The organism is Imperialibacter roseus, from assembly GCF_032999765.1.
In the GTDB taxonomy this organism is placed as follows: domain Bacteria; phylum Bacteroidota; class Bacteroidia; order Cytophagales; family Cyclobacteriaceae; genus Imperialibacter; species Imperialibacter roseus.
Genome location: NZ_CP136051.1, coordinates 3,962,245 through 3,981,941, shown reverse-complemented (window position 1 = coordinate 3,981,941; position 19,697 = coordinate 3,962,245). Strand labels below are relative to the sequence as shown.

Here is a 19,697-nt window from a genome sequence, read left to right as displayed (position 1 = left end):
TTCCATGTCCGTGTCTTAAATTGACTGGTGAATTAATAATGAGCCAATGAGAGCAATTACCATCACGTCGCCGGGTGGTCCGGAAGTCTTACAGATAGCGGAGAGGCCTGTGCCCGAACTCAAACCTGATGAGGTCTTGATCAAAGTAGCTGCGGCCGGAGTCAATCGTCCGGACATTATTCAGCGGGAGGGACGGTACCCGGCGCCTCCGGGCGTTCCTGCTGATATTCCGGGGCTGGAAGTGGCTGGTGTAGTGGAGCAGGTCGGTGCCGAGGAAAAGCGATGGAGGCCAGGCGACAAGGTCTGCGCTTTGCTGGCAGGAGGAGGCTATGCGGAGTATGTGAGCGTATCAGGTGTGCAATGCCTGCCGGTACCCCAGGGACTTTCTTTCGAAGAGGCGGCATCGCTACCCGAGACTTTTTTCACGGTTTGGACCAATGTGTTTGACCGGGGAAGGTTTCAGTCGGGCGAAAGCTTTCTGGTACATGGAGGTACATCGGGCATAGGTGTGGCGGCAATTCAGATGGTGAAAGCGCTCGGCGGCAGGGTGTATGCCACGGCAGGTACCGATGAAAAGTGTGCCCATGTGGAAAAGCTGGGAGCGACGAAAGGGATCAACTATAAAAAGGAAGATTTTGCGGAAGTAATCAAAGCAGCAGAGTCCAAAGGAATAGATATCATCCTGGATATGATTGGTGGAGATTATACGCCGAAAAATATTGGCTTGTTGGCAACAGAGGGACGACTCCTGATCATCAATGCAATGGCAGGTGCCACAAGCCAGGTGGATATGATGCGTGTAATGGTGAAAAGACTGACCATTACAGGCTCCACACTCAGAGTGCGGGAGAGTAGCTTCAAAGGGGCGATTGCCGCCAACCTGGAAAGGCACGTGTGGCCTCTACTGGAAAGCGGTGCGATCAAACCCATCGTTTACCAAACATTTCCCCTGGAGAAAGCTAGTGAGGCTCACAAGCTAGTGGAAAGCAGCGAGCACATTGGGAAGGTGGTGCTTACGGTGTAATTCGAAGCAACACACTCATTTCACACCCTCGATTTCTTTCCTTATTTTCATATTCTCAGTGTCAATCTCTCAAAATGAAAATAGACTCCATCGTTCCTATCCTTTATGCGACGGATGTTGCTGAAAGCATTCGTTACTTCACCGAAAAGCTTGGTTTCGGGGATAATTGGGAGTGGGATAGTCCTCCGACCTTTGGGGGAGTGAATCATGGAAAGACGCAGATCTTCTTCTGCAAAGATGGTCAAGGCAACAAAGACACGTGGATGTCCATCTTTATTCACGATGTAGATGCCTATTACGAGTCGATCAAAAGCAAAGGGGCTGTTATTCTCTCTCCGCCGCAAACCATGGAATGGGGGGTGCGGGAAATGCTGGTGGAGGCGCCCGATGGACATAAGCTGAGGTTCGGCACGGGCACAAGCGAACTGGTGATGCCGAATAATCAATTTATCCATGCCATCAGGGCGCTGGATGTGGAGGCTGTAAAGCAGCTCATTGAAAAAGAACCTGAATGGCTTACCTGGCAGGAAAAGGATGGCAGAAATGGCCTTCACTTCCTGAGTTCTTTGTACGTGAGCGACAGACCGGGGAAAGACGAGGCCAGCCTGCAATTAATGAAGCTGCTGGTGAGCAAGGGCATGGACATCCACTCGATCTGTTATATTCCTGAGAAAGACAGCGCTTTTCCCGGCACGCCACTATGGTTTGCTTACGCCAAAGGCAAAAACAAAAAGCTCTATACCAGGCTGCTGGAAAAAGGTGCCAATCCCGACAACTGTATGTTTGCCATCGCCTGGCAAAACGATGCGGAGGCGGCTGCGCTATTTAAAAAATACGGTGCCGCCCTAACTGATAAGGAAGGCAAGCACACACCATTTGTGGCTGCTGTCATGTGGAAAAAGCTGGCAGTGGCGAAGTGGTTCCTGGAAAATGGGGCGGATGTAAATACTACCGATGAGCACGGAAACACAGCGCTCTTCTACGCTGTGAAAAAGCGTTATCCGCAGAAGTTTGTGGAAACGCTTCTCAAGTATGGAGCCGATGCCCATATCGAAAACAATGAAGGGCTTTCTGCTTTCAAACTCGCTGAGGAAGAGAAAATAATGAAGCTGCTCAAGCTATTTAAGACTTACCCTAAAGGATGAAAACCTCCGACATCGCCGATCCGCTTTTTCTTCAGGCCGTCAATTCCCTGGATTCAGGTGATGTGGTGACGCTCGAATCGCTGCTACAAACCCATCCACGGTTGGTGACCGAGCGGTTGAACACACCCAATGAGCAAGGCTATTTCAAAGACCCTTACCTGCTCTGGTTTGCGGCAGATAACCCTATCAGAAATGACAAGCTGCCCGTCAATATTGTTGAAGTTACTCAGCTTCTTTTGAAGCAGGTGAAGCAGCAGGCCCCTGCCAGCTTTCAGGAGCAGATCGACTATACATTGGGCCTGGTGGTGACCGGGCTTATCCCCAAGGAATGTGGGGTACAGGTAGCTATGACCGATTTACTAATCAGCGAAGGAGCCAACCTGGGCGACCCGCTCAGTGCCATTGCCCACGGCAATCCGGGAATTGCTCGCTACCTGGTAGAGAAAGGAGCGACGGTAAGCCTAGCGACTGCTATCTGTCTGGGGCTTGGTGGCCAAGTGGAAATGTTATCCAAAAATGCTAGTTCTGATGACCTTCAGGAAGCATTAGTGTCCGCAGCCTTTCACGGCGATGCAGAAGGTATAAAGCACGTGCTTCAGCTCGGTGCCGACCCCAATGGCTATATCGATCCAAGGGTCAAGCCTAGCTTTCATTCCCATGGTACAGCTCTGCATCAAGCGGTTTCTTCCGGTTCATTGGCAGCCGTGAGGATGTTGGTAGAGGCTGGCGCCCTAACCGACTTGAAAGACAAGATTTTTGGGGGCACGTCTATTGAATGGGCAGAGCACATGGTCTCAGAAACAACTGATGAGGATAGAAGGCAGCGGTATTTGGAGATTGAGAGGTTTCTTTGGGGTTAATTAAGTTATTGTTTTCGGTTCGGAGAACCTAGGGTAGGGCTTCGGGGTTTCAATTCCGAAGAGAGGTATTCCAGAAGCCGCTGTTTTTTATATTTTTTCGATGAGCTTCTCTATATACTTCCGCTCCCTCTCAAACTGAGCATTTTCCGTTGCCTTACATAAGAATTCTTTCGCCCTTGCTTTATCACCATGCAGATAGTAGAGCTTGCCTAGCGTAGCATGCAGCAGGTAAGAGCGGTTCAGAAACGTATGTCGTCTGAGGTTCAGTAGGATTTCAAAGGCATTTTGAGTGTCACCATTGTAAAACAGGGCAATGGCGTAGTTGAGCTCGATAAACGGATTGGGATGAAGATCCAGCAACCTAGCGTACAGGGTTACTATTTTGCGCCAGGTCGTTTCCGAGAAGGTAGGGCTGGTGCAGTGAAAATAAGCAATGGAGGCTTCCAGGTGATAGGTGGAGAGATTTTTCGTTTCGGCTTTCGTGAGGTAGTCAGAGCCCAGGGCAATCAACTGCTGGTTCCAGCGTGAGCGGTCCTGCTGTTCGAGGTCAAGCAGCTCACCACCCTTGCCAAACCGGGCTTCAAACCTGGCGGCATTAAAAAGCATCAGCGCATAAAGCGCCATCGTTTCCTCGTTAGGCAGTGGGCTGCCCATCAATTGCCTGGTAATAATAAGCGCCTCTTCACACAGCTCTTCCCGCATCAGGTCTTTACCAGCCGAGGCCCGGTAGCCTTCATTGAAAAGCAGGTAGATGACTTTGTGAACCACCGGAAGCCTGGCGGCCAGCTCTTCTGTGGTCGGTTCGGTGAGCAGGATCTTCTCGTTCTTGATTTTTTGCCGGGCACGCACCAGCAGCTTATCCACTCCATCGATGGTCATGCCCAGTACATTGGCGATAGCTTCCACCCGTAGGTTGGCCACATACTTAAGGGTGATCACTACCTGTATTTTGGGAGAAAGATCGGGGTGGGCGCAGGCAAACAGGAGCTTTAGTTGCTGGTCGTCGAGTAGCGATTCGGAGAATCTCTGCTCAACCTCCTGAACGGTTTCTTTTTCCGACAGCGCTTCGAGGCGGGCGTCCCTTTTTATCCGGTTAATGGCCTTGTTTTTACAAACCTTGTACAGCCAGGCCTTTGGATTGTAGGGAATCCCGTTTTGTTCCCAGTCTGTCAGCGCAGCAGAGAAGGTGTCCTGTACCAGGTCTTCGGCCAGCTCAGGATCGATATTACTGGAAGAGTACAGCAGGGAGGCCACCATTTTTCCGAATTGCTCCCGATAATGAGACGCTACTTGCTGCTGTACTTCATTCATGGCTTCACTAAACTTCTTCAAATACGGGCCTGACTTCAATCATCAGCTGTCCTGAGATCACCAGCGGGCAGGTTTGCGCATAGGAAGAGGCCTGCCGGATGTTCTCGGCAGAAATAAGGATGTAACCGCTGACGCCCTCCTTCGACTCCAGAAAAGGGCCATCTGACATGACTTCGTCTTTTGTCACCAGGGTGCCGGTAGCCCAGAGTGGATGGCTGGCCAGGTAATTGCCGTCTTCAGCAATCGACTCGATCCACCGTGTCATCACCGGCATGCTATCCATCCTTTCGCTCACGGATTGACTACCCAGGCGGGCAAGGTCTTCACGTATGATCAGCATAAATTTTTCCATTTCTATTTGTCGTCTTTTGGAAAAAATTCATCCATGTTCATCAAAGGGCGCACTTCCCTGATGGCATGACCGATTTTAACCATCGGGCAGCTCTGGGCAATTTTCACTGCTTCCTCAATGTTCTCGGCTTCAATGATATCGTAGCCACTTACGCCTTCTTTTGATTCGATAAATGGGCCGTCGGACGTTACACCATGCTGTGTTACATATCGGCCGGTGAGCATAAGAGGCTGGCCGGTAATGTACTTGCCGGAGGCGATCAGCGATTCCACCCAGGGCATCATATCTGGCGAGGTAGACAGCCTTTCTTCTGTTGTCAATTTGCTGATCCGGCTAAGGTCTTCCCTAACAATAAGCATAAACTTTTCCATGTTGATAAAGATAAGCGTTTGTGTTTCACATTCGTTGTAGGGGAAAGACAATCCTGTTTTGGAAATCCGGACAGCCGGGGAGAAATAATTGGTGAGGAGAAGGTTCTACAGGCAAAAGACTACAAAAGTTTAGCCGCTTAAAGCGGCCTTGGCAAAATCTGCTGACGCTGTAATGACAGTGTAGCTTCCATTGCCTACCAAACTTTTGTAGTCTGGGTTACACTTTCGGTTTAAAACCAAAGGCCTGGGGGGCAACGGAACGATGTCAATCTCTCCTTCGATGAGAGGGAATTTTTGCTCGTGCCAGTCTCTTTTTGCCTCTTCGATCAGCTCAGGGTCTGAGGAAACAAAGTTCCAGTAGATATGCCGGGTTTCGGGAAAGGCTTCACCACCAAACACATACACCGTTGTGTTTTCGTGCATTTCAAAATGACACAGGCTGCTGTCTTTTGCCACAAGAATGCGCTTGGGCTCGTGCACGTTGCCTTCGTTTTCTATTTGTCCCTCAAGAATATACAGACCTACATCGCCAAACAGGTCTTTGCTAATGTCGATGGTCTTTTTCTCCCGGGTTTTTATTTCCAGCAAAAAGAGTGGGCTGTAGACCGGCACTGGAGACTTTCTGCCAAAAGCCTCTCCGGCTATGAGTTTGAAGCTGGCTCCGTCTTTTTCCCAGGTAGGGATGTCTTCTTTGGCGACGTGGAAAAACTCTGGTTCCATCTGCTCCAGGGCTTTGGGCAAGGCCACCCAAATCTGCAAACCGTGCAGCGTCTTGCCAGCATGCCGCAGGTACTCGGGCGTCCGTTCTGAATGTACGATACCTTTTCCAGAGGTCATCCAGTTCACTTCGCCGGGATTGATTTCCATATGGGAGCCAAGGGTATCCCTGTGGATCACATGCCCTTCAAACAGGTAGGTCAGGGTTGAAAGTCCGATATGAGGGTGCGGGCCAATGTCCAGGTTGTCGTCCTGCCCCATCACGGCCGGACCCATGTGGTCGATGAAGATGAACGGGCCTACCATGCGGCGGCCACGGAAGGGGAGGAGGCGACCGACTAAAAAGTGGCCAATATCGGCGGGGCGTTCTTCGATGATGAGGTCAATGTTGGACATGGTGGTTCTGTTATGAGGTAAAAACAAGTTACATGCGAATTACAATGGCATTCTTTAGGTTTTAGCGTTTTGCCCTTAAGCCGGGCTGGCTGTTACTTTTCCTTGATGAAAAGTAACCAAAAATCATCGAAAAATTAACGCACTAGCTAGGCGCTCAACCCGCCACCATTTTTCGCCCTGCCCTCCTGAGAGGAGATACGTCAAAGGAAGCCTATGAGGAATCAAAGGACTCGGCCTGCCGGGATTAGCATTAATCCGGATCGTACATCTTTTTGCCGGCTGCCAATCGGTCCATCATTTTCACGATCCTGTTGGCTTTGGTGTCTTCTGTTTTAGCATCATACACCCATTGGAGGTAGTATTTTTGTTCACTTTCTGAGAACTTCTGAAAGTTTTCGTAGGCTTTTGGTGGCTCCATTGAGAAGCAATCGATGATTTCCTGAGGCACTTCAAGGGGAAGTGTGTCTTTGTAAAGAATGATCTTTACGGTGTCGCCCTCTTGCTTGCCAATCTTCTTCCTGATTTCAGCTTTTACAGGCAGAAAAAGCTGGCCATTGCCCATTGGTGCAAGCTTATAGCCTTTCAACTCGTAGTCGTCGATGCTTCCACGCACACGAACCCATCCAAATGGAAAGCTTTTATCCTGAAGCACCTCCGGAATTTGAGCGTAAGTCCAGCCACCCTTGCCGGGAAATTTTTGCAGAAGGTAGTCGCCGTCAACGAGTGGAATGTTGGTCATAGCTGATGATTGTGATGCAATTTAACTGCTTGATTCGAGTAAATAAAAAATACCGGATTGATTCGAAAAGCCCTGGGAAAGGAACCGACGTGGAGGCATTATGGAATAAAAAATGGTGCCGGTATACCCGCACCATTAGTCAACTTGGATATTATGAACTCGTCAAATTCTTGTTTTTCAGTATGCCCTGGTCTTGTGGTAGTATACATAGGATACGACCAGCACCAGCAGGACAATTAGCGGCAGGTACACATGTTCCAGGCTGCTGTCCACAGCCAGGTGGCCTATAATCGCTGAAAGGGTGGAAATGCCAAACCCTACATAGGCCCATTCTTTTAGTCGGTGAGGTACTTGCGGAACAATAAGGAGAATACCTCCAATGATTTTTCCAATGCCAAGCTCAACACGGAAAAAATCGGGGAAGCCCAGATGAGCAATGCCTTCAATGGCGAGGGGCGTATTAAAGCCAATAGCGCCGACGCCGTCAAACAGAACGAAAACGCTTGTAAATACCCAAAAGATGATCTTGTCACTTTTGGTTGATTTTTCTAGTGTTAAAGTAGCCATAGTTGTTTCTTTTTTGGTACGATACAAAGTTGGGGAGCTTAACTTTTTCGTTCGATGTGTAAATACGGCAATATGAAGGGCCGATTGCGGCATCGATTTAACGCATCATTTTTTGCAGAATGGATGTAACGTATTGTCTTTACTCTGCGCCTAAACCATTCCTGCATCTTTTAAACCACTCCAAAATAAAATATTACTACAATTAGGAAATTATCTAGAAACTTCCATCCTTTGCAATACTACATTTAGGAATTAATTATCAGGCAAATGAAGAAGTTTCAATTGGGAGAGTTCGAAGAGGTAGTCATGCTTACGGTAGGCATTTTGCATGGCGACGCTTATGGAGTCTCTATCAAAAAGGAAATTGAAGAGAGACTTTCCCGCAACGTGAGTGTAGGAGCATTGCAAACGGCACTTAAGAGGCTTGAGCAGAAAGGCTATTTGGAATCGAAGGACGGCGAAGCTACTCAAGAGAGAGCAGGTCGACCGAAGCGGTACTTTCAGATTACTGCTCTTGGAAAAAAGGCAATGGAGTACACCCGAAGCACTAGAAACGAAATGTGGGCGGCCATCCCCGAAGTGGCCTTTGATGTGAAGTTTGTGAGCTGATATGAACGATATAACCTCGCCGCCGAAATTTTGGCACCGGTTTTTTCGCTGGTTTTGCCACCCGGATTTACTGCCTGGGGTTGAGGGCGATTTGATGGAATTATACAACGAAAGGCTCGGCAAGTCGGGTCGGAGTAAGGCTAACCGTAGATTTATTATTGATGTTTTACTGCTTTTCAGACCCGGAATTATCCGGCCAATGGAGGGCTCTTACCATTTAAACAGTTACGGTATGTTCAGGAATTATCTCAAAGTGGGTCTGAGGAATATCCTTAAGTACAAGGCGTTTTCCTTCATTAATGTATTCGGGTTGGCAGTGGCCATGTCGGTGTGTATGCTGGTGATTCTCATGCTGGCCGACCAGCACAGATATGACCAGTTTCATTCAAAAAAGGACAGGATTTACCGGATTCTGACCGATTCGGAAGATTTCAGGCAGGCTTATGCTACCTCTCCCTTTCCGCTAGCAGAGGTGTTGCGAACTGAGTATCCGGCCGTCGAACAAAGCACCCATTTGATGCCTGGTGTGGGAGGGGATGTGGAGTACGGGCAAAAGCTCCTGGAAATGCGTGGCTATTTTGCCGAAAAGCAATTTTTTGAAGTATTTGATTTCGATCTTCAAAAAGGTAACAAAATCTCAGCACTGTCGGCCCCGAATTCAATTGTGCTGTCAAGCGAGTTGGCGGCCAATCTTTTTGGGCAAGAAGATGCTCTTGGCAAGGTAGTGTCTTTTGCAGACCGGCAACTGCCTTTTCCGCTCGACCATGGATCAGGTGGAGCGGCACCCGTTGAATGGGGGAACTTTACAGTAACCGGGGTCATTGCTGATGAGCCTTACCGGTCTCATATCCATTTTGATGTGCTAATGTCGATGGCTACCCGGCAGAGGTTGTATACGGAAAGCAAGCTGGAGAACCTGACCGACAACTGGGAGCATTACTGGCAAAACTATACCTATGTGGTGATGGACGAATCCGGCACCGAAGCTGACCTCCAGGCCGGTTTGCAGTCCCTTGGCGTTCGCATGTACAAGAACATGGAGGATGAAGGAAAAAGGAATATCATCTTTAAGGGCCAGCCGATGGCTGATATTGCTATGGGGCTGGAGAACAACGATACCAATTACCGACTGCCAGCATTCGGTTATTACTTTTTGGGATTGCTTTCCCTTGTGGTGCTGGTATGTGCCTGTCTTAACTATATGAACTTGTCCATTGCCCGTGCTACTACCAGAGCAAGAGAAATTGGCGTGCGAAAGACCAATGGCGCACACAGGGGCAATCTGGTTTTCCAGTTCCTGAGTGAGTCGGTACTGATGTCCTTGCTTTCGCTGGCCTTTGCCTGGTTGATACTTATTCTTTTTCTGAAGCCAGCTTTCATGAATTTATGGCTGAATCAGCACTTTAGCTTTGATTTTCCTACGGGCTGGGGAATCTACCTCATTTTTGTGGGCTTCGCTTTGGCGATAGGAATTGTTGCTGGTTTGTACCCGGCGTTTGTCATGGCGTCGTATCAGCCTGTAAAGGTTTTGAAAGCCAATGCCACGGCTGGTCGTGGAAAAATGGGTTTACGGAAAGTGCTGGGAGTGTCTCAGTTTGTTGTGTCGCTGCTTTTCATCGTTACTTCCATTCTGATTTTCCGCCAGTTCAAGCACTACATCAATTTCGAATACGGCTTCGCTACCGAAAACATCGTCAATATTGAACTACAGGGAGTTGATGATGAGCTGGTAAGAACAGCGCTTTCGTCGGTTCCCGGGGTAACGTCCATTTCAGCCTGCGACATTATTCCAGCGGGTGGTACCAACAACAACTTTACTTTGAGAAAGCTGGGTTCCGAAGATGAGTATACCCAGTTTGGGAGCCTGCGCACCGATGAACACTTTATTGAGACACTGGACATCAAACTGATAGCTGGCAAACCGTTGCCGCCTCACGGACAAGGGACGGATAAACACATTTTAGTGAATGAAGCGGCTGTGAGGGTCATGGGATTTGAGCACCCCGCCGACATGGTCGGACAATTATATGAGACCGAGTGGGGAAATACGCTTGAGGTAGCGGGGGTTGTGAAAGATTTTCAGTTTAAAATTTTGGTCAATGAGGACAAAATATCGCCATTGGCCATGCGAAGCGATTTGGAGCAGTATGGCTTTTTGAACGTTAAGCTTTCGTCTGACGATTTAATGGGTACGGTGGAGGTGCTAAAGGCCAAATGGGAATCGGTTGACCCGGTGCATCCTTTTAAGTACCGGTTCTTTGATGAGCAGCTGGCTGCCACCCATCAGGCTATTTTCGACATCGTTTCCATTCTGGGCTTTATCGCTTTTCTGTCGGTTTTGATTGCCTGCCTGGGGCTACTGGGCATGGCTACCTACTCTGTTGAGCGCCGTACCAAGGAAGTGGGTATTCGTAAAGTGATGGGGGCTCCGGAGCTCGCCATTGCATTGTTGCTAAGCAAAGAGCTTTTGCTGATGCTGATTATATCAGTAGGTATTGCCGCACCGGCAAGCTACTTTCTCAACAATCTCTGGCTACAGTACCTGCCTAACAGGGTCGAATTTGGGTTTGGAACAGTCTTTATAGGTTCAGGTATTCTTTTGCTTCTTGGACTGCTAACGATAGGCTCACAAACGTTGAGGGCTTCCCGCACAAATCCGGTAGAGGCGCTAAGGATGGAATGATGAAGAATTTAAATAATCGGCCACCAAATTGGGCACTCAAATTCCTTCGCTGGTTTTGCGATCCAGACCTGCTTCCTGGCATAGAAGGCGATTTGATGGAACTGCATGCCGAGAGGCTGGCCGTTTCAGGTTATCGCAAAGCCAATCGGCGATTGGTTGCCGATGTGTTATTTCTTTTTCGGCCAGCCATTATGAGGCCCGTGGTTTATAGGTTTCAAATAAATAGAAAAGCCATGCTCAAGAATTATTTAAAAGTTGGAGTGAGGAACATCTTAAGGTACAAGGCATTCTCGCTCATCAATATTTTTGGGCTTGCTGCCGCTATGTCGGTTTGCATGCTCATATTATTGATGCTGGCAGACCAGAAAAGTTATGATCAATTCTCGCTCAGCAAGGACAGAACCTATCGAATTCTATCAAAAATCCCCAGGTCTTCGGCGCCAAATGCTTCAAGCCCCTTTCCGTTGGAAGAGTCTTTAACCCAGGACTTCCCCATTGTGGAGGCAGCCACTCAGCTGGTGCCGGGTGTTGGTGGCGAACTTGTGGTGGGCGACAAGAGCATAGAACTTACAGGCTATTTTGCCGGCCCGACTTTCTTTCAAGTCCTTGGCTTCGAATTGGAAGTGGGAGACGAATCGGCGTCCCTCCAGGCCCCTAATTTGATGATTATCAGCAGCGAGGTAGCCAAACGGCTTGTTGGCAACGATGGCTCTTATTCGGATTTGTTGGGTAAGCCCGTCAGGTTTTTTGACCGGGGACTTAGGATCATTCAGCTTGACTTTGGCAGTGAGACGGGCTCCAGCCCCGTTGATTGGGGACAATTTACTATCACGGGTGTTCTGGATGCAGAGAAATACAAATCGCATCTCAAGTTTGATGTGCTTGTATCTACTGCGTCTTTACCAGCGTTGCAGCGTGAAAAGAAGACGGAAAACCATGTGGATGATTGGCAACGGTATTCGTACAGTTACACCTACGCTACACTCCAGGAGGGCAAAACAGTGACTGATTTGATAAGTGCTCTGGATCAGCTGGTGGTGCAAAAGTATGAAGGCAATGAAGACTTGAAAGGGCTAAAACTGATTCCTCAACCGCTCACGAAAATAACACCGGGTATTTTCGTCGGTAATCCGCCCAGTCTTCAACTCCCTGTAGAGGGCTATTACATCCTTGGCTTCTTAGCACTGATAATCATGCTAACTGCTTGCCTCAACTATACCAATTTATCGATAGCCAGGGCACTGACGAGGGCAAAAGAGATTGGTGTGAGAAAAGTAAACGGAGCCAAAAGGGGAAATCTTGTCACACAATTCATGATCGAATCTGTGCTTACGTCGTTGCTGGCATTGGTCATGGGAGTTGCCCTTTTACTGATTCTTAAACCAGGCTTCGAGGGGTTGTGCGCCAATAAATTTCTCCATTTCGACCTGGGAGGCAGCCCGGTCGTCTATGCTGGCTTCGTCGGTCTGGCTGTTGTAACAGGCGTCATTGCCGGCCTTTATCCGGCAGTTAGGTTGTCCGGTTTCTCTCCATTGAAATCCCTCAAAAAGCTAAATGAGGACAGTCGGTCGAAGCTGGGTTTTCGCAAAGTTTTGCTGTCCTTTCAATTTGTCATCTCGCTTTTCTTTATTGTCACCTCTATTTTAATTTTCAGGCAGTTCAGGCACTTTGTGGAGTTTGAATATGGGTTTGATTCGGAGAATATTGTGAACGTGCCTTTACAGGGCAACGACTACCAACTTCTCATTTCAGAAATGAGTTCGATCCCAGGTGTTTCTGGTATTTCGGCTTGTGAGTTTCTCCCTGCAATGGCTATGACCAATGGCATTGGCGTGAAGCCCAGCGACAGTGAGAGTGATCCAATTGCTTTCGAGTATCTCAGGGTTGACTCAGGGTTTCTGGGAAACCTGGGCCTTGCGGTAGTAGCAGGTCGAAATCTTCCGGTTGTGGACGAGGCTGGCCGGTTTGTTATGATCAATGAAACCGGGGCCAAATCACTGGGTTATGTATCTGCCGCTAATGCGCTGGGAGAGCTGGTGACGGTTTACGGATACGAAAAACCCAGAGAAGTGATAGGCATCATGAAAGACTTTCGTTTTCAGACTCCCGTAATGCAGGATCAGATTGGCCCCTTAATGTTTATCAACGAGCCAACCCACTTCAGCTATTTGAACATTCGGCTGAGCACGGGCAATGTAACGGGAGCGTTGGCGGCAATGCAGGCGAAGTGGAAGTCCATAGATCCGGCCCATCCATTCAAGTATCAGTTTTACAACGACCAGCTTGTCAATGTGAACCTCTGGATGGGCGATTTGGTGACCATCATCGGAGTCATTGCATTTCTTGCTATCGTTATTTCGTGTTTGGGCTTGCTTGGTATGGCCACCTACACCACCGAAAGAAGAACGAAGGAAGTTGGCATTAGAAAGGTGCTGGGCGCTTCGGGGCTTAGTATTGTTTTACTATTGTCCAGGCAGTTTGTGGTATTGCTTGTCGTTTCCGTCGTGATAGCTGCCCCTTTGAGCTATTTCGTTAATAATTTATGGCTGCAAAATTTTCCCAACAGGGTAGCATTGGGCTATGGCACGCTCTTTCTTGGGGCTGTGATTTTACTTTTTTTGGGGGTGGTAACCATCGCCTCTCAGACGTTACGGGCCTCGGAGAAAAATCCGGTTGATGCACTGAGAACTGAATAGAGAAAATATTCTTTTATTTCAGGAAAAAATTCCTATCTTCGTTTTATGAAGAACTATAATGTGGATGGGTTGGGTCGTAAGATGATGGCGGAAGAGCCTGAGGTCATCTATCAGAGACTTAGGCCAAGAGTTTCTAACCACGCCACCTTGGCCTTTGAAGCACTTGAAGGGGTGCCTGCTACCATTTTTGACGATGTAGTGGGGCTTTTTGGTCACCACGATTATATGGCTGAGGTCGTTGAGCTTAACCCTAAAACTATTCATAAATATCAGGCGCAGCATATCAAGTTCAGCCCTGCCAAAAGTGAACTAATGCTGAAGCTGGTAGCTCTTTACCGAAAAGGAGCTGATACATTTGGCACACGAGCGTCTTTCCTCAATTGGCTTATTAAGCCTGCCTTCGGCATTGATAATCGTACTCCTTTACACCTTATCAAAACCTCTGATGGTATTGATCTCATCAGCGAAGAGCTGGATCGCATTCAGCATGGTGATACAGCGTGAAGGTTTATCGGATTACGCTGGCTAAGTTTAGCACAAGCATGTATGCTTCCGGGTTTGTGGCAAGATGGAATTCAAAAGGTACTTTTGTCATATATACTGCCGGATCAAGGTCACTGGCCTGCCTGGAGAATTTGGTGCACAGGAGTGGGGAAGGGCTTGATGCTGGATTTAGGGTAATGACGATTGAGATACCCGATGATCTTGCTATTGAGAGGGCGGTTTTAAATGACCTACCCGGCAACTGGAGGGAATTTTCCCAACAAGTGTCGACAAGAAATGTGGGTGATAAATGGGTGAAAAGTGGTAACACTGCTGTGCTCAGAGTCCCATCGGCTATTATTCCCCAGGAGTTTAACTACATTTTGAATCCCGGCCATCAAGACTTCAAAAAAATCAGGCTACTTAGTTCCGAGGAGTTTTCCTTCGATAGGAGGTTCTGATTCTTTGCCCTGTCGGCTATAATACAAGCTTGACCAAGCTTGTAGGAAGTATTTCTACTTGGTGGGAGCCAGAAAAAAAACTCCCCGATTGCAAAACCCTATGAATGCAACCGGGGAGAGCAGAGTTTAATTGATTAGTTAATTATACCCTGTATTTTGAGGTGCGAGATTCGGGTTGTTCACTATTTCCTGTATTGGAATTGGAAACAATAGATGCTTAGCCTGAAGTGCCTGATCGGAGTTTAGGTTGACGTGCCCGACAAAATCATCAAACCCACCGTTGGTTTCATTGAACACTTTTCGCAGCCTGATCATATCAAACCAGGTGATGCCTTCATAGCAGAATTCAAACCAGCGCTCTTTCCAAACAGCCTCTCTGAAGGTAGCCTGACTGAACGTTCCTAAAGCAGGAGTTATCAGCCCCGCTCTGTCTCTTATAGCCTTAAGCGCATCGTAAGTAGCTTGCGAGGGGCCGGCCACTTCATTTTGTGCCTCTGCATAAATCAGAAGCACTTCTGCATAACGAATCATTGGCACATTGAGATTGTCCTTGGCAGTTCCAGGAACCCCTTCTGTGCCGTTGGCAATAACATTGAAATGCTTGAAGATATATGGTGCGCCGAGGTCAAATGGTGCTCCACTACCATTGGTGTAGTAGGTAGTATAGAAATAGCCTTCCTGATCCACCGCTCTGATGTCTCCGTCTTCATAGGAGTTGTAGAACGACAAGGTGGGAACTGTACTACCCGTTCCGGAAGGGCCACGATAGCTCACAGGCTTAAAGTTCGGGAACATATTACCCATTGGGTTGTCTGCCACCAGGTTATTGTACTGTAAACTGAAGATGTGCTCTTTCCTGTTTCCAAGGCTTTCGTCATGGACTTCAGCGTAGGTATCAAAAAGTGCTATTTCACCAGCATTATCGATAATCTCTTTGGCTTTGGTAGCGGCTAACTGGTAGTGAGACGTTCCTTTATCAAGCGGTTTGCCAGCCATGGTAAGGTACACTTTTGCGAGCATGGCCTTGACAGCGGACGTTGAAACACGTCCGGTCACATCAGTCCATGGAAGTCCTGCCGATTCAGCAGCTATTAAATCTGCAACAATCTGATCGTATACTTCCTGTTGAGTGGCACGAGACGGGTAGAAGTTCTCTGAGGAGGCCGTTTGTGGTTCCAGGATCAACGGAACATCTCCCCACAGCCTCACAGCGTAGAAATAGGCCCATGCTCGCAAAAACCTGGCTTGTCCGAGAATTCGGGCTTTTTGAGCCTCATCCATCGGCGTTATGTCTGGAACCCTGTCCAGTACCAGATTGGCCTGGGCAACCAGGCGATAGATACCTCTCCACCAGTTGAGAATGTGGCCGGTGTTGCCGTCCCAGGTGAGAGAATACAAGTTGTTCAAATCTGAGTTTTGAGCAGTTTCCGTGGTAGACGTACCTGTAGGGCCCTCCAAAAGTTGCCAGTTGGAAGAGAAGATACCGGCACCGTCACCATAGAACCTGGTGTTATCGTATACGGCTGCGACGGCTGCCTCCGCATGGTCAGGTATTGTATAGTAGTTTGAAGGAGTAAGATTAGATGGGTCTTCTTCGTCCAAAAAACCTGAACATCCTGTCCAGAGTAGCAATGTGCCACTCAAAACGATTTTGCCTATGTTTTTTATCGAATATTTCTTCATGATGTTTGTCTTTTTATGGTTGGAAAAACTGACACTGACTAAAGTCCTATCTGAATACCCATTGTCCATACTGTTGGCTTAGGGTACTCGTGCCATTTCATCCCTTGCGAGAATACATTGTTACTGTCATTACCACGAATTGGGGTAATCTCAGGATCACCAATTACTTCGTCGCTTACTATCAGGAAAAAGTTTTGAGTAGAAGCATAAATCCTGACATTGCTAAGCTTGATTCTTTCAACTGCTGTTGTTGGCAAGGAATAGCCCAGCAATAAGTTTCGACCCCTGATGAATGAGCCGTCCTGCACCCAATGTGTATCCACGTTGGTTACATAGCCTGCACGGGTGTCTCTTACCTGCGCAATCATGGTGTTCTGATTTTCAGGAGTCCATGCGTTCAGTACAGTCCGGTAGCTGTTGGCCAGCGACTGGCGGTCTTCGCTTGAGTGAAGGTTCATGTCCATGATATCGTTGCCATACATGAACTGTAAATCCAATGTCAGGTCGAAATTACCGAACCGTACATTGTTAATGAACGAACCCCATCCTTTAGGGCTACCATTGCCTATGATCATTCTATCAGCATCTGTGATGGCTTTATCACCGTTCACGTCTTCATACTTGATGTCGCCTGGCAGCATAGTCAGACCATTTCTATAGCTGGTAAATTCAGCAGCTTCAGCAGCTTCGTCGGTTCCCCACACGCCCAGGCGGTTAAGGCCCCAGAAAGCACCAGCAGGTTCGCCTTCACGAATAATGCTTGTTTGGTTGGTGATGCCAGGACCACCCACTCCAAAGATGTCTGAGCGGGTAGCCAGTTCCAATACTTTGTTCTGGTTGAACGAAATATTGAATGAGGTATTCCACGAGAACCTGTTGAATTCAATGTTTACAGTGTTCAATGCAAGTTCAAGCCCTTTGTTTTGCATCGATCCAACGTTTCTGCGGATGGTTGCATAACCACTGGTCTGCGGAACCGGTGCATCAAGCAGCATGTCTGTGGTCTTCCTGTAATAATAGTCAGCTTCAATGCCTATTCTCCCTTTGAAAAGGCCCAATTCAATGCCAACGTCTGCTTGTGCCGTTTTTTCCCATCTTAAGTCAGGGTTTGCCAGGCGATTGATGCCTGTGCCACCCACTCTGCTGTCGTTCAAAATGGCTGCGTAGCCAGAACCCAATAATGATAAAGAAGAATAAGGTGGTATTTCTGAGTTACCAGTCAGACCGTAGCTTGTACGAAGCTTCAAATTGGAGACAGCAGGGACACTCTGCATAAAACCCTCTTCACTTATTCTCCACGCCAACGCTGTTGATGGGAAGAAAGCGTACTTATTGTTGTCGCCAAACTTAGATGAACCATCGGCTCTGCCGGTAAATGTGATGAGGTACCTGTTCATCAGGCTGTAGTTGAAACGACCGAAATACGAGTTGAGCGCTTCTCTGTTGGCACCTGATCCCACACCCAAATTCTGGCTACCAGCTCCCAGGTTGTTGTACTTGAAGTAGTCTGTTGAGAAATTTCTGATTTCTGAAGACTGACCAAAATAATTCGACTCCTGCCATGACAGACCAAGCATGCCTGTGAAGGAATGAATTTCAGCGAAGTTCTTAGTGTAGGTCAAATAGTTTTCAAATGACCAAAAGTCTTCTTCTTCCTCGGCAAGCCAGGCACGTCCCTGGGAGCCGATCTGGATAGTGCGACCTTCATAGCGTTGTGTTCCTCGGGTTACAATGTTGGAAGCAAGCACAGTGCGAAGAACCAGGCCTTCTGCCAGTGTGATGTTGGTGAAAGCACTACCCAGCATGGTCTGTGTACTGATCAGGTATTCACGCTCCAGTAGGTTGTGAACTGAGCTCATAGTTCCTTCGGCAAAAGGGTAGTCTCTGTTGTCGGCGTAGGTGCCGTCGGGATAGTACACAGGAAGGAATGGGAAATCTTCCACCATTCGGCGTGGCACCTGATCGCTATAGTCGACATTGTTTTCTTTTTGGTAGTTATAGCTGAGGTTAGCGCCCACTGTAAGCCATTTTTTGACTTTGGTTTCGATATTCAGTCTGCCTGAGTACCTGGTCATAAACGACGTTCTGTACAAGCCTTCATCATCTCTGTAACCCAAAGAGAATGAGTAGGTCGTTTTATCATCACCACCGCTGAAGTTTAACTGATGATTTTGGGATAGTTTGTTCTGCGTTGTTTCTTCTATCCAGTTAGTGTCGTAGTAGGGATTGCCATTGGCATCGAAAAGCCTCGGATCCGTCCTTTTTAGCGCAGGATTTAGATACGCCCATTTGCCAGCAGCCCAACCGTCTGGGTCAAATTTTTCCATGTTGCGCCAGGCAAGGTCTTCCACTTCCAGGTATTCCTTTGCGTTCAGCACCTCTGGCTTGTTAGGGCCATAGGTGTTTACACTGAAGATTCCATCATAGGTGATTTTGCCTTCTCCTGACTTGCCCTTTTTTGTCGTGATAAGGATAACGCCATTGGCACCTCTGGCGCCGTAAATAGCTGTTGAGGAAGCGTCTTTTAACACTTCAACAGAAACGATATCGCTGGGGTTAATATAGTCAATGGCGGAGCTCCGTTGTGTTTGATTGCCCACTGGCAACTGCACTCCGTCCACTACATACAGTGGGTTATTGGAAGAGTTGATAGAGCTGAAGCCACGAACTCTTACATTCGATTTTCCACCAGGGCGACCTGAGTTGATATTTACCTGCACGCCGGGTATTCTGCCTGCGATGGCCTGGTTTAAAGAAGGTGCGGGGCGCTGCTGAAGCTGATCCGTGTTCACAGAACCAACAGAGCCAGTTAAATCCGACCTTTTTTGCGTACCGTAACCAATAACTACAATTTCGTCCAGGCTGGTCACGTCTTCTTTCATCGCAAAATTGATAGTGGACCTGCCAGCGATAGGAACTTCTACGGTAACAAAACCAATCGATGAAAATACAAGAGTGGTGACTTCATCGCCAACAGTAAGGCGATACTGACCATCCATGTCAGTTGTTGTGCCAGTTGTGGTTCCCTTGGCTAGTACTGTTACGCCTGGTAGCCCTTCTCCAGTCTTCTCATCTGTTACTTTACCGGATATGGTCTGCTCTCTTAAAACGGGGATTTTTGGTAGCTGGTACGAATTGATCTTGGCAATTGAAGCGTAAAGTGGCCCCCTGTCAAGAGAGGTGGTAAAGCCCGCTGTCTTTTGGCCTTCAATTTTCTTTGGGGTATTGTCTTTCACAATCAGGTAATAGTTATCATCCAGTTTGCGAAAGTTGAGCTTTAAGGGTTCCAGCAAAATGCTCAGTGCATCTTGCAGGTCTTCCCGATCGAAATCAGACAGATCGCCAGAAACTTTTGCGTTCCTGACCATTTGTGTTTCATAGTGAAACGATACCTGGTGTTTCTTTTCCAGGTGTTCGAGCGCTTCTTCTATAGTATAGGTGTTGGATAAGCTAGCGTCTGCTGACAACAAAAGGTCATCGACAGGTTGCCCAATTCCACTGTGGTAGAGTAGGAGTAGAAAGGTAAATCCTACCGAGTACAAAAATTTTTTTGTAGAGATTTTCATAAGTTTTGCAGTTTAATTTCCTTGGTACTGGTTC

General features: G+C 47.9%; 16 protein-coding genes and 1 pseudogene. 9 read left to right on the top strand and 8 right to left on the bottom strand.

From position 1 onward, the window contains the following. Positions 1 to 46 precede the first annotated feature (46 nt). The 3 genes from RT717_RS16690 (at position 47) to RT717_RS16680 (ending at position 3,029) form a co-directional block, all read left to right on the top strand. A complete protein-coding gene (locus RT717_RS16690; RefSeq protein WP_317487521.1) occupies positions 47 to 1,024 on the top strand; it encodes an NAD(P)H-quinone oxidoreductase in 978 nt (325 codons plus the stop codon). Between the two features lie 74 nt (positions 1,025 to 1,098). Continuing rightward, positions 1,099 to 2,169 carry an ankyrin repeat domain-containing protein gene (locus RT717_RS16685; RefSeq protein WP_317487520.1) on the top strand — a complete coding sequence of 357 codons (1,071 nt, stop codon included), beginning with the start codon at positions 1,099 to 1,101 and terminating at the stop codon, positions 2,167 to 2,169. After that, a complete protein-coding gene (locus RT717_RS16680; protein ID WP_317487519.1) occupies positions 2,166 to 3,029 on the top strand; it encodes an ankyrin repeat domain-containing protein in 864 nt (287 codons plus the stop codon). The genes RT717_RS16685 and RT717_RS16680 overlap by 4 nt, the downstream gene beginning before the upstream one ends. 87 nt (positions 3,030 to 3,116) lie before the next feature. Here RT717_RS16680 and RT717_RS16675 read toward each other — a convergent pair whose 3' ends face one another. The 6 genes from RT717_RS16675 to RT717_RS16650 all read right to left on the bottom strand — a co-directional run bounded on the left by RT717_RS16675 (position 3,117) and on the right by RT717_RS16650 (position 7,482). Then, positions 3,117 to 4,361, bottom strand: a complete 1,245-nt coding sequence (locus RT717_RS16675) for an RNA polymerase sigma factor (protein ID WP_317487518.1) — start codon at positions 4,359 to 4,361, stop codon at positions 3,117 to 3,119. Further along, positions 4,348 to 4,692: a YciI family protein gene (locus RT717_RS16670; protein WP_317487517.1), complete on the bottom strand. Its 345-nt coding sequence runs from the start codon at positions 4,690 to 4,692 to the stop codon at positions 4,348 to 4,350. Before RT717_RS16670 ends, RT717_RS16675 begins: the two co-directional genes overlap by 14 nt. A gap of 2 nt (positions 4,693 to 4,694) precedes the next feature. Then, the gene (locus RT717_RS16665; protein ID WP_317487516.1) at positions 4,695 to 5,063 is read right to left on the bottom strand and encodes a YciI family protein; all 369 of its coding nucleotides are present in this window, start codon (positions 5,061 to 5,063) and stop codon (positions 4,695 to 4,697) included. Positions 5,064 to 5,192: 129 nt separating this feature from the next. Further along, complete coding sequence (locus RT717_RS16660; RefSeq protein WP_317487515.1) at positions 5,193 to 6,176, bottom strand: pirin family protein; 984 nt, start codon at positions 6,174 to 6,176, stop codon at positions 5,193 to 5,195. A 250-nt stretch (positions 6,177 to 6,426) separates the two neighbouring features. Then, on the bottom strand, positions 6,427 to 6,915 hold the full coding sequence (locus RT717_RS16655; RefSeq protein WP_317487514.1) for a YdeI/OmpD-associated family protein: 489 nt from the start codon (positions 6,913 to 6,915) through the stop codon (positions 6,427 to 6,429). A 177-nt stretch (positions 6,916 to 7,092) separates the two neighbouring features. Continuing rightward, on the bottom strand, positions 7,093 to 7,482 hold the full coding sequence (locus RT717_RS16650) for a DoxX family protein (RefSeq protein WP_317487513.1): 390 nt from the start codon (positions 7,480 to 7,482) through the stop codon (positions 7,093 to 7,095). Positions 7,483 to 7,749: 267 nt separating this feature from the next. Between RT717_RS16650 and RT717_RS16645 the strand changes: the two genes are divergently transcribed. The 6 genes and pseudogenes from RT717_RS16645 (at position 7,750) to RT717_RS16625 (ending at position 14,414) form a co-directional block, all read left to right on the top strand. Beyond that, positions 7,750 to 8,091, top strand: coding sequence for a PadR family transcriptional regulator (locus tag RT717_RS16645; RefSeq protein ID WP_317487512.1), 342 nt, complete (start codon positions 7,750 to 7,752; stop codon positions 8,089 to 8,091). Position 8,092: 1 nt separating this feature from the next. Next, positions 8,093 to 8,275: pseudogene (locus RT717_RS28520) on the top strand (permease prefix domain 2-containing transporter); the annotation flags it as partial. 48 nt (positions 8,276 to 8,323) lie between these two features. Next, the gene (locus RT717_RS16640; protein ID WP_317487511.1) at positions 8,324 to 10,774 is read left to right on the top strand and encodes an ABC transporter permease; all 2,451 of its coding nucleotides are present in this window, start codon (positions 8,324 to 8,326) and stop codon (positions 10,772 to 10,774) included. Continuing rightward, positions 10,771 to 13,470, top strand: a complete 2,700-nt coding sequence (locus RT717_RS16635) for an ABC transporter permease (protein ID WP_317487510.1) — start codon at positions 10,771 to 10,773, stop codon at positions 13,468 to 13,470. Before RT717_RS16640 ends, RT717_RS16635 begins: the two co-directional genes overlap by 4 nt. Positions 13,471 to 13,515: 45 nt before the next feature. Further along, the gene (locus RT717_RS16630; RefSeq protein ID WP_317487509.1) at positions 13,516 to 13,974 is read left to right on the top strand and encodes an antitoxin Xre/MbcA/ParS toxin-binding domain-containing protein; all 459 of its coding nucleotides are present in this window, start codon (positions 13,516 to 13,518) and stop codon (positions 13,972 to 13,974) included. Continuing rightward, on the top strand, positions 13,971 to 14,414 hold the full coding sequence (locus RT717_RS16625; RefSeq protein ID WP_317487508.1) for an RES family NAD+ phosphorylase: 444 nt from the start codon (positions 13,971 to 13,973) through the stop codon (positions 14,412 to 14,414). The genes RT717_RS16630 and RT717_RS16625 overlap by 4 nt, the downstream gene beginning before the upstream one ends. A gap of 138 nt (positions 14,415 to 14,552) precedes the next feature. Here RT717_RS16625 and RT717_RS16620 read toward each other — a convergent pair whose 3' ends face one another. Then, positions 14,553 to 16,097, bottom strand: coding sequence for a RagB/SusD family nutrient uptake outer membrane protein (locus tag RT717_RS16620; protein WP_317487507.1), 1,545 nt, complete (start codon positions 16,095 to 16,097; stop codon positions 14,553 to 14,555). 38 nt (positions 16,098 to 16,135) lie between these two features. Beyond that, the gene (locus tag RT717_RS16615) at positions 16,136 to 19,663 is read right to left on the bottom strand and encodes a SusC/RagA family TonB-linked outer membrane protein (RefSeq protein ID WP_317487506.1); all 3,528 of its coding nucleotides are present in this window, start codon (positions 19,661 to 19,663) and stop codon (positions 16,136 to 16,138) included. Positions 19,664 to 19,697: the final 34 nt, after the last annotated feature.

Bases quoted from the DNA above. Each gene is read 5' to 3' on its own strand.
- RT717_RS16690 (WP_317487521.1), top strand. From the start codon at position 47: ATGAGAGCAATTACCATCACGTCGCCGGGTGGTCCGGAAGTCTTACAG.
- RT717_RS16685 (WP_317487520.1), top strand. From the start codon at position 1,099: ATGAAAATAGACTCCATCGTTCCTATCCTTTATGCGACGGATGTTGCT.
- RT717_RS16680 (WP_317487519.1), top strand. From the start codon at position 2,166: ATGAAAACCTCCGACATCGCCGATCCGCTTTTTCTTCAGGCCGTCAAT.
- RT717_RS16670 (WP_317487517.1), bottom strand. From the start codon at position 4,692: ATGGAAAAATTTATGCTGATCATACGTGAAGACCTTGCCCGCCTGGGT.
- RT717_RS16665 (WP_317487516.1), bottom strand. From the start codon at position 5,063: ATGGAAAAGTTTATGCTTATTGTTAGGGAAGACCTTAGCCGGATCAGC.
- RT717_RS16660 (WP_317487515.1), bottom strand. From the start codon at position 6,176: ATGTCCAACATTGACCTCATCATCGAAGAACGCCCCGCCGATATTGGC.
- RT717_RS16655 (WP_317487514.1), bottom strand. From the start codon at position 6,915: ATGACCAACATTCCACTCGTTGACGGCGACTACCTTCTGCAAAAATTT.
- RT717_RS16650 (WP_317487513.1), bottom strand. From the start codon at position 7,482: ATGGCTACTTTAACACTAGAAAAATCAACCAAAAGTGACAAGATCATC.
- RT717_RS16645 (WP_317487512.1), top strand. From the start codon at position 7,750: ATGAAGAAGTTTCAATTGGGAGAGTTCGAAGAGGTAGTCATGCTTACG.
- RT717_RS16640 (WP_317487511.1), top strand. From the start codon at position 8,324: ATGTTCAGGAATTATCTCAAAGTGGGTCTGAGGAATATCCTTAAGTAC.
- RT717_RS16635 (WP_317487510.1), top strand. From the start codon at position 10,771: ATGATGAAGAATTTAAATAATCGGCCACCAAATTGGGCACTCAAATTC.
- RT717_RS16630 (WP_317487509.1), top strand. From the start codon at position 13,516: ATGAAGAACTATAATGTGGATGGGTTGGGTCGTAAGATGATGGCGGAA.
- RT717_RS16620 (WP_317487507.1), bottom strand. From the start codon at position 16,097: ATGAAGAAATATTCGATAAAAAACATAGGCAAAATCGTTTTGAGTGGC.
- RT717_RS16615 (WP_317487506.1), bottom strand. From the start codon at position 19,663: ATGAAAATCTCTACAAAAAAATTTTTGTACTCGGTAGGATTTACCTTT.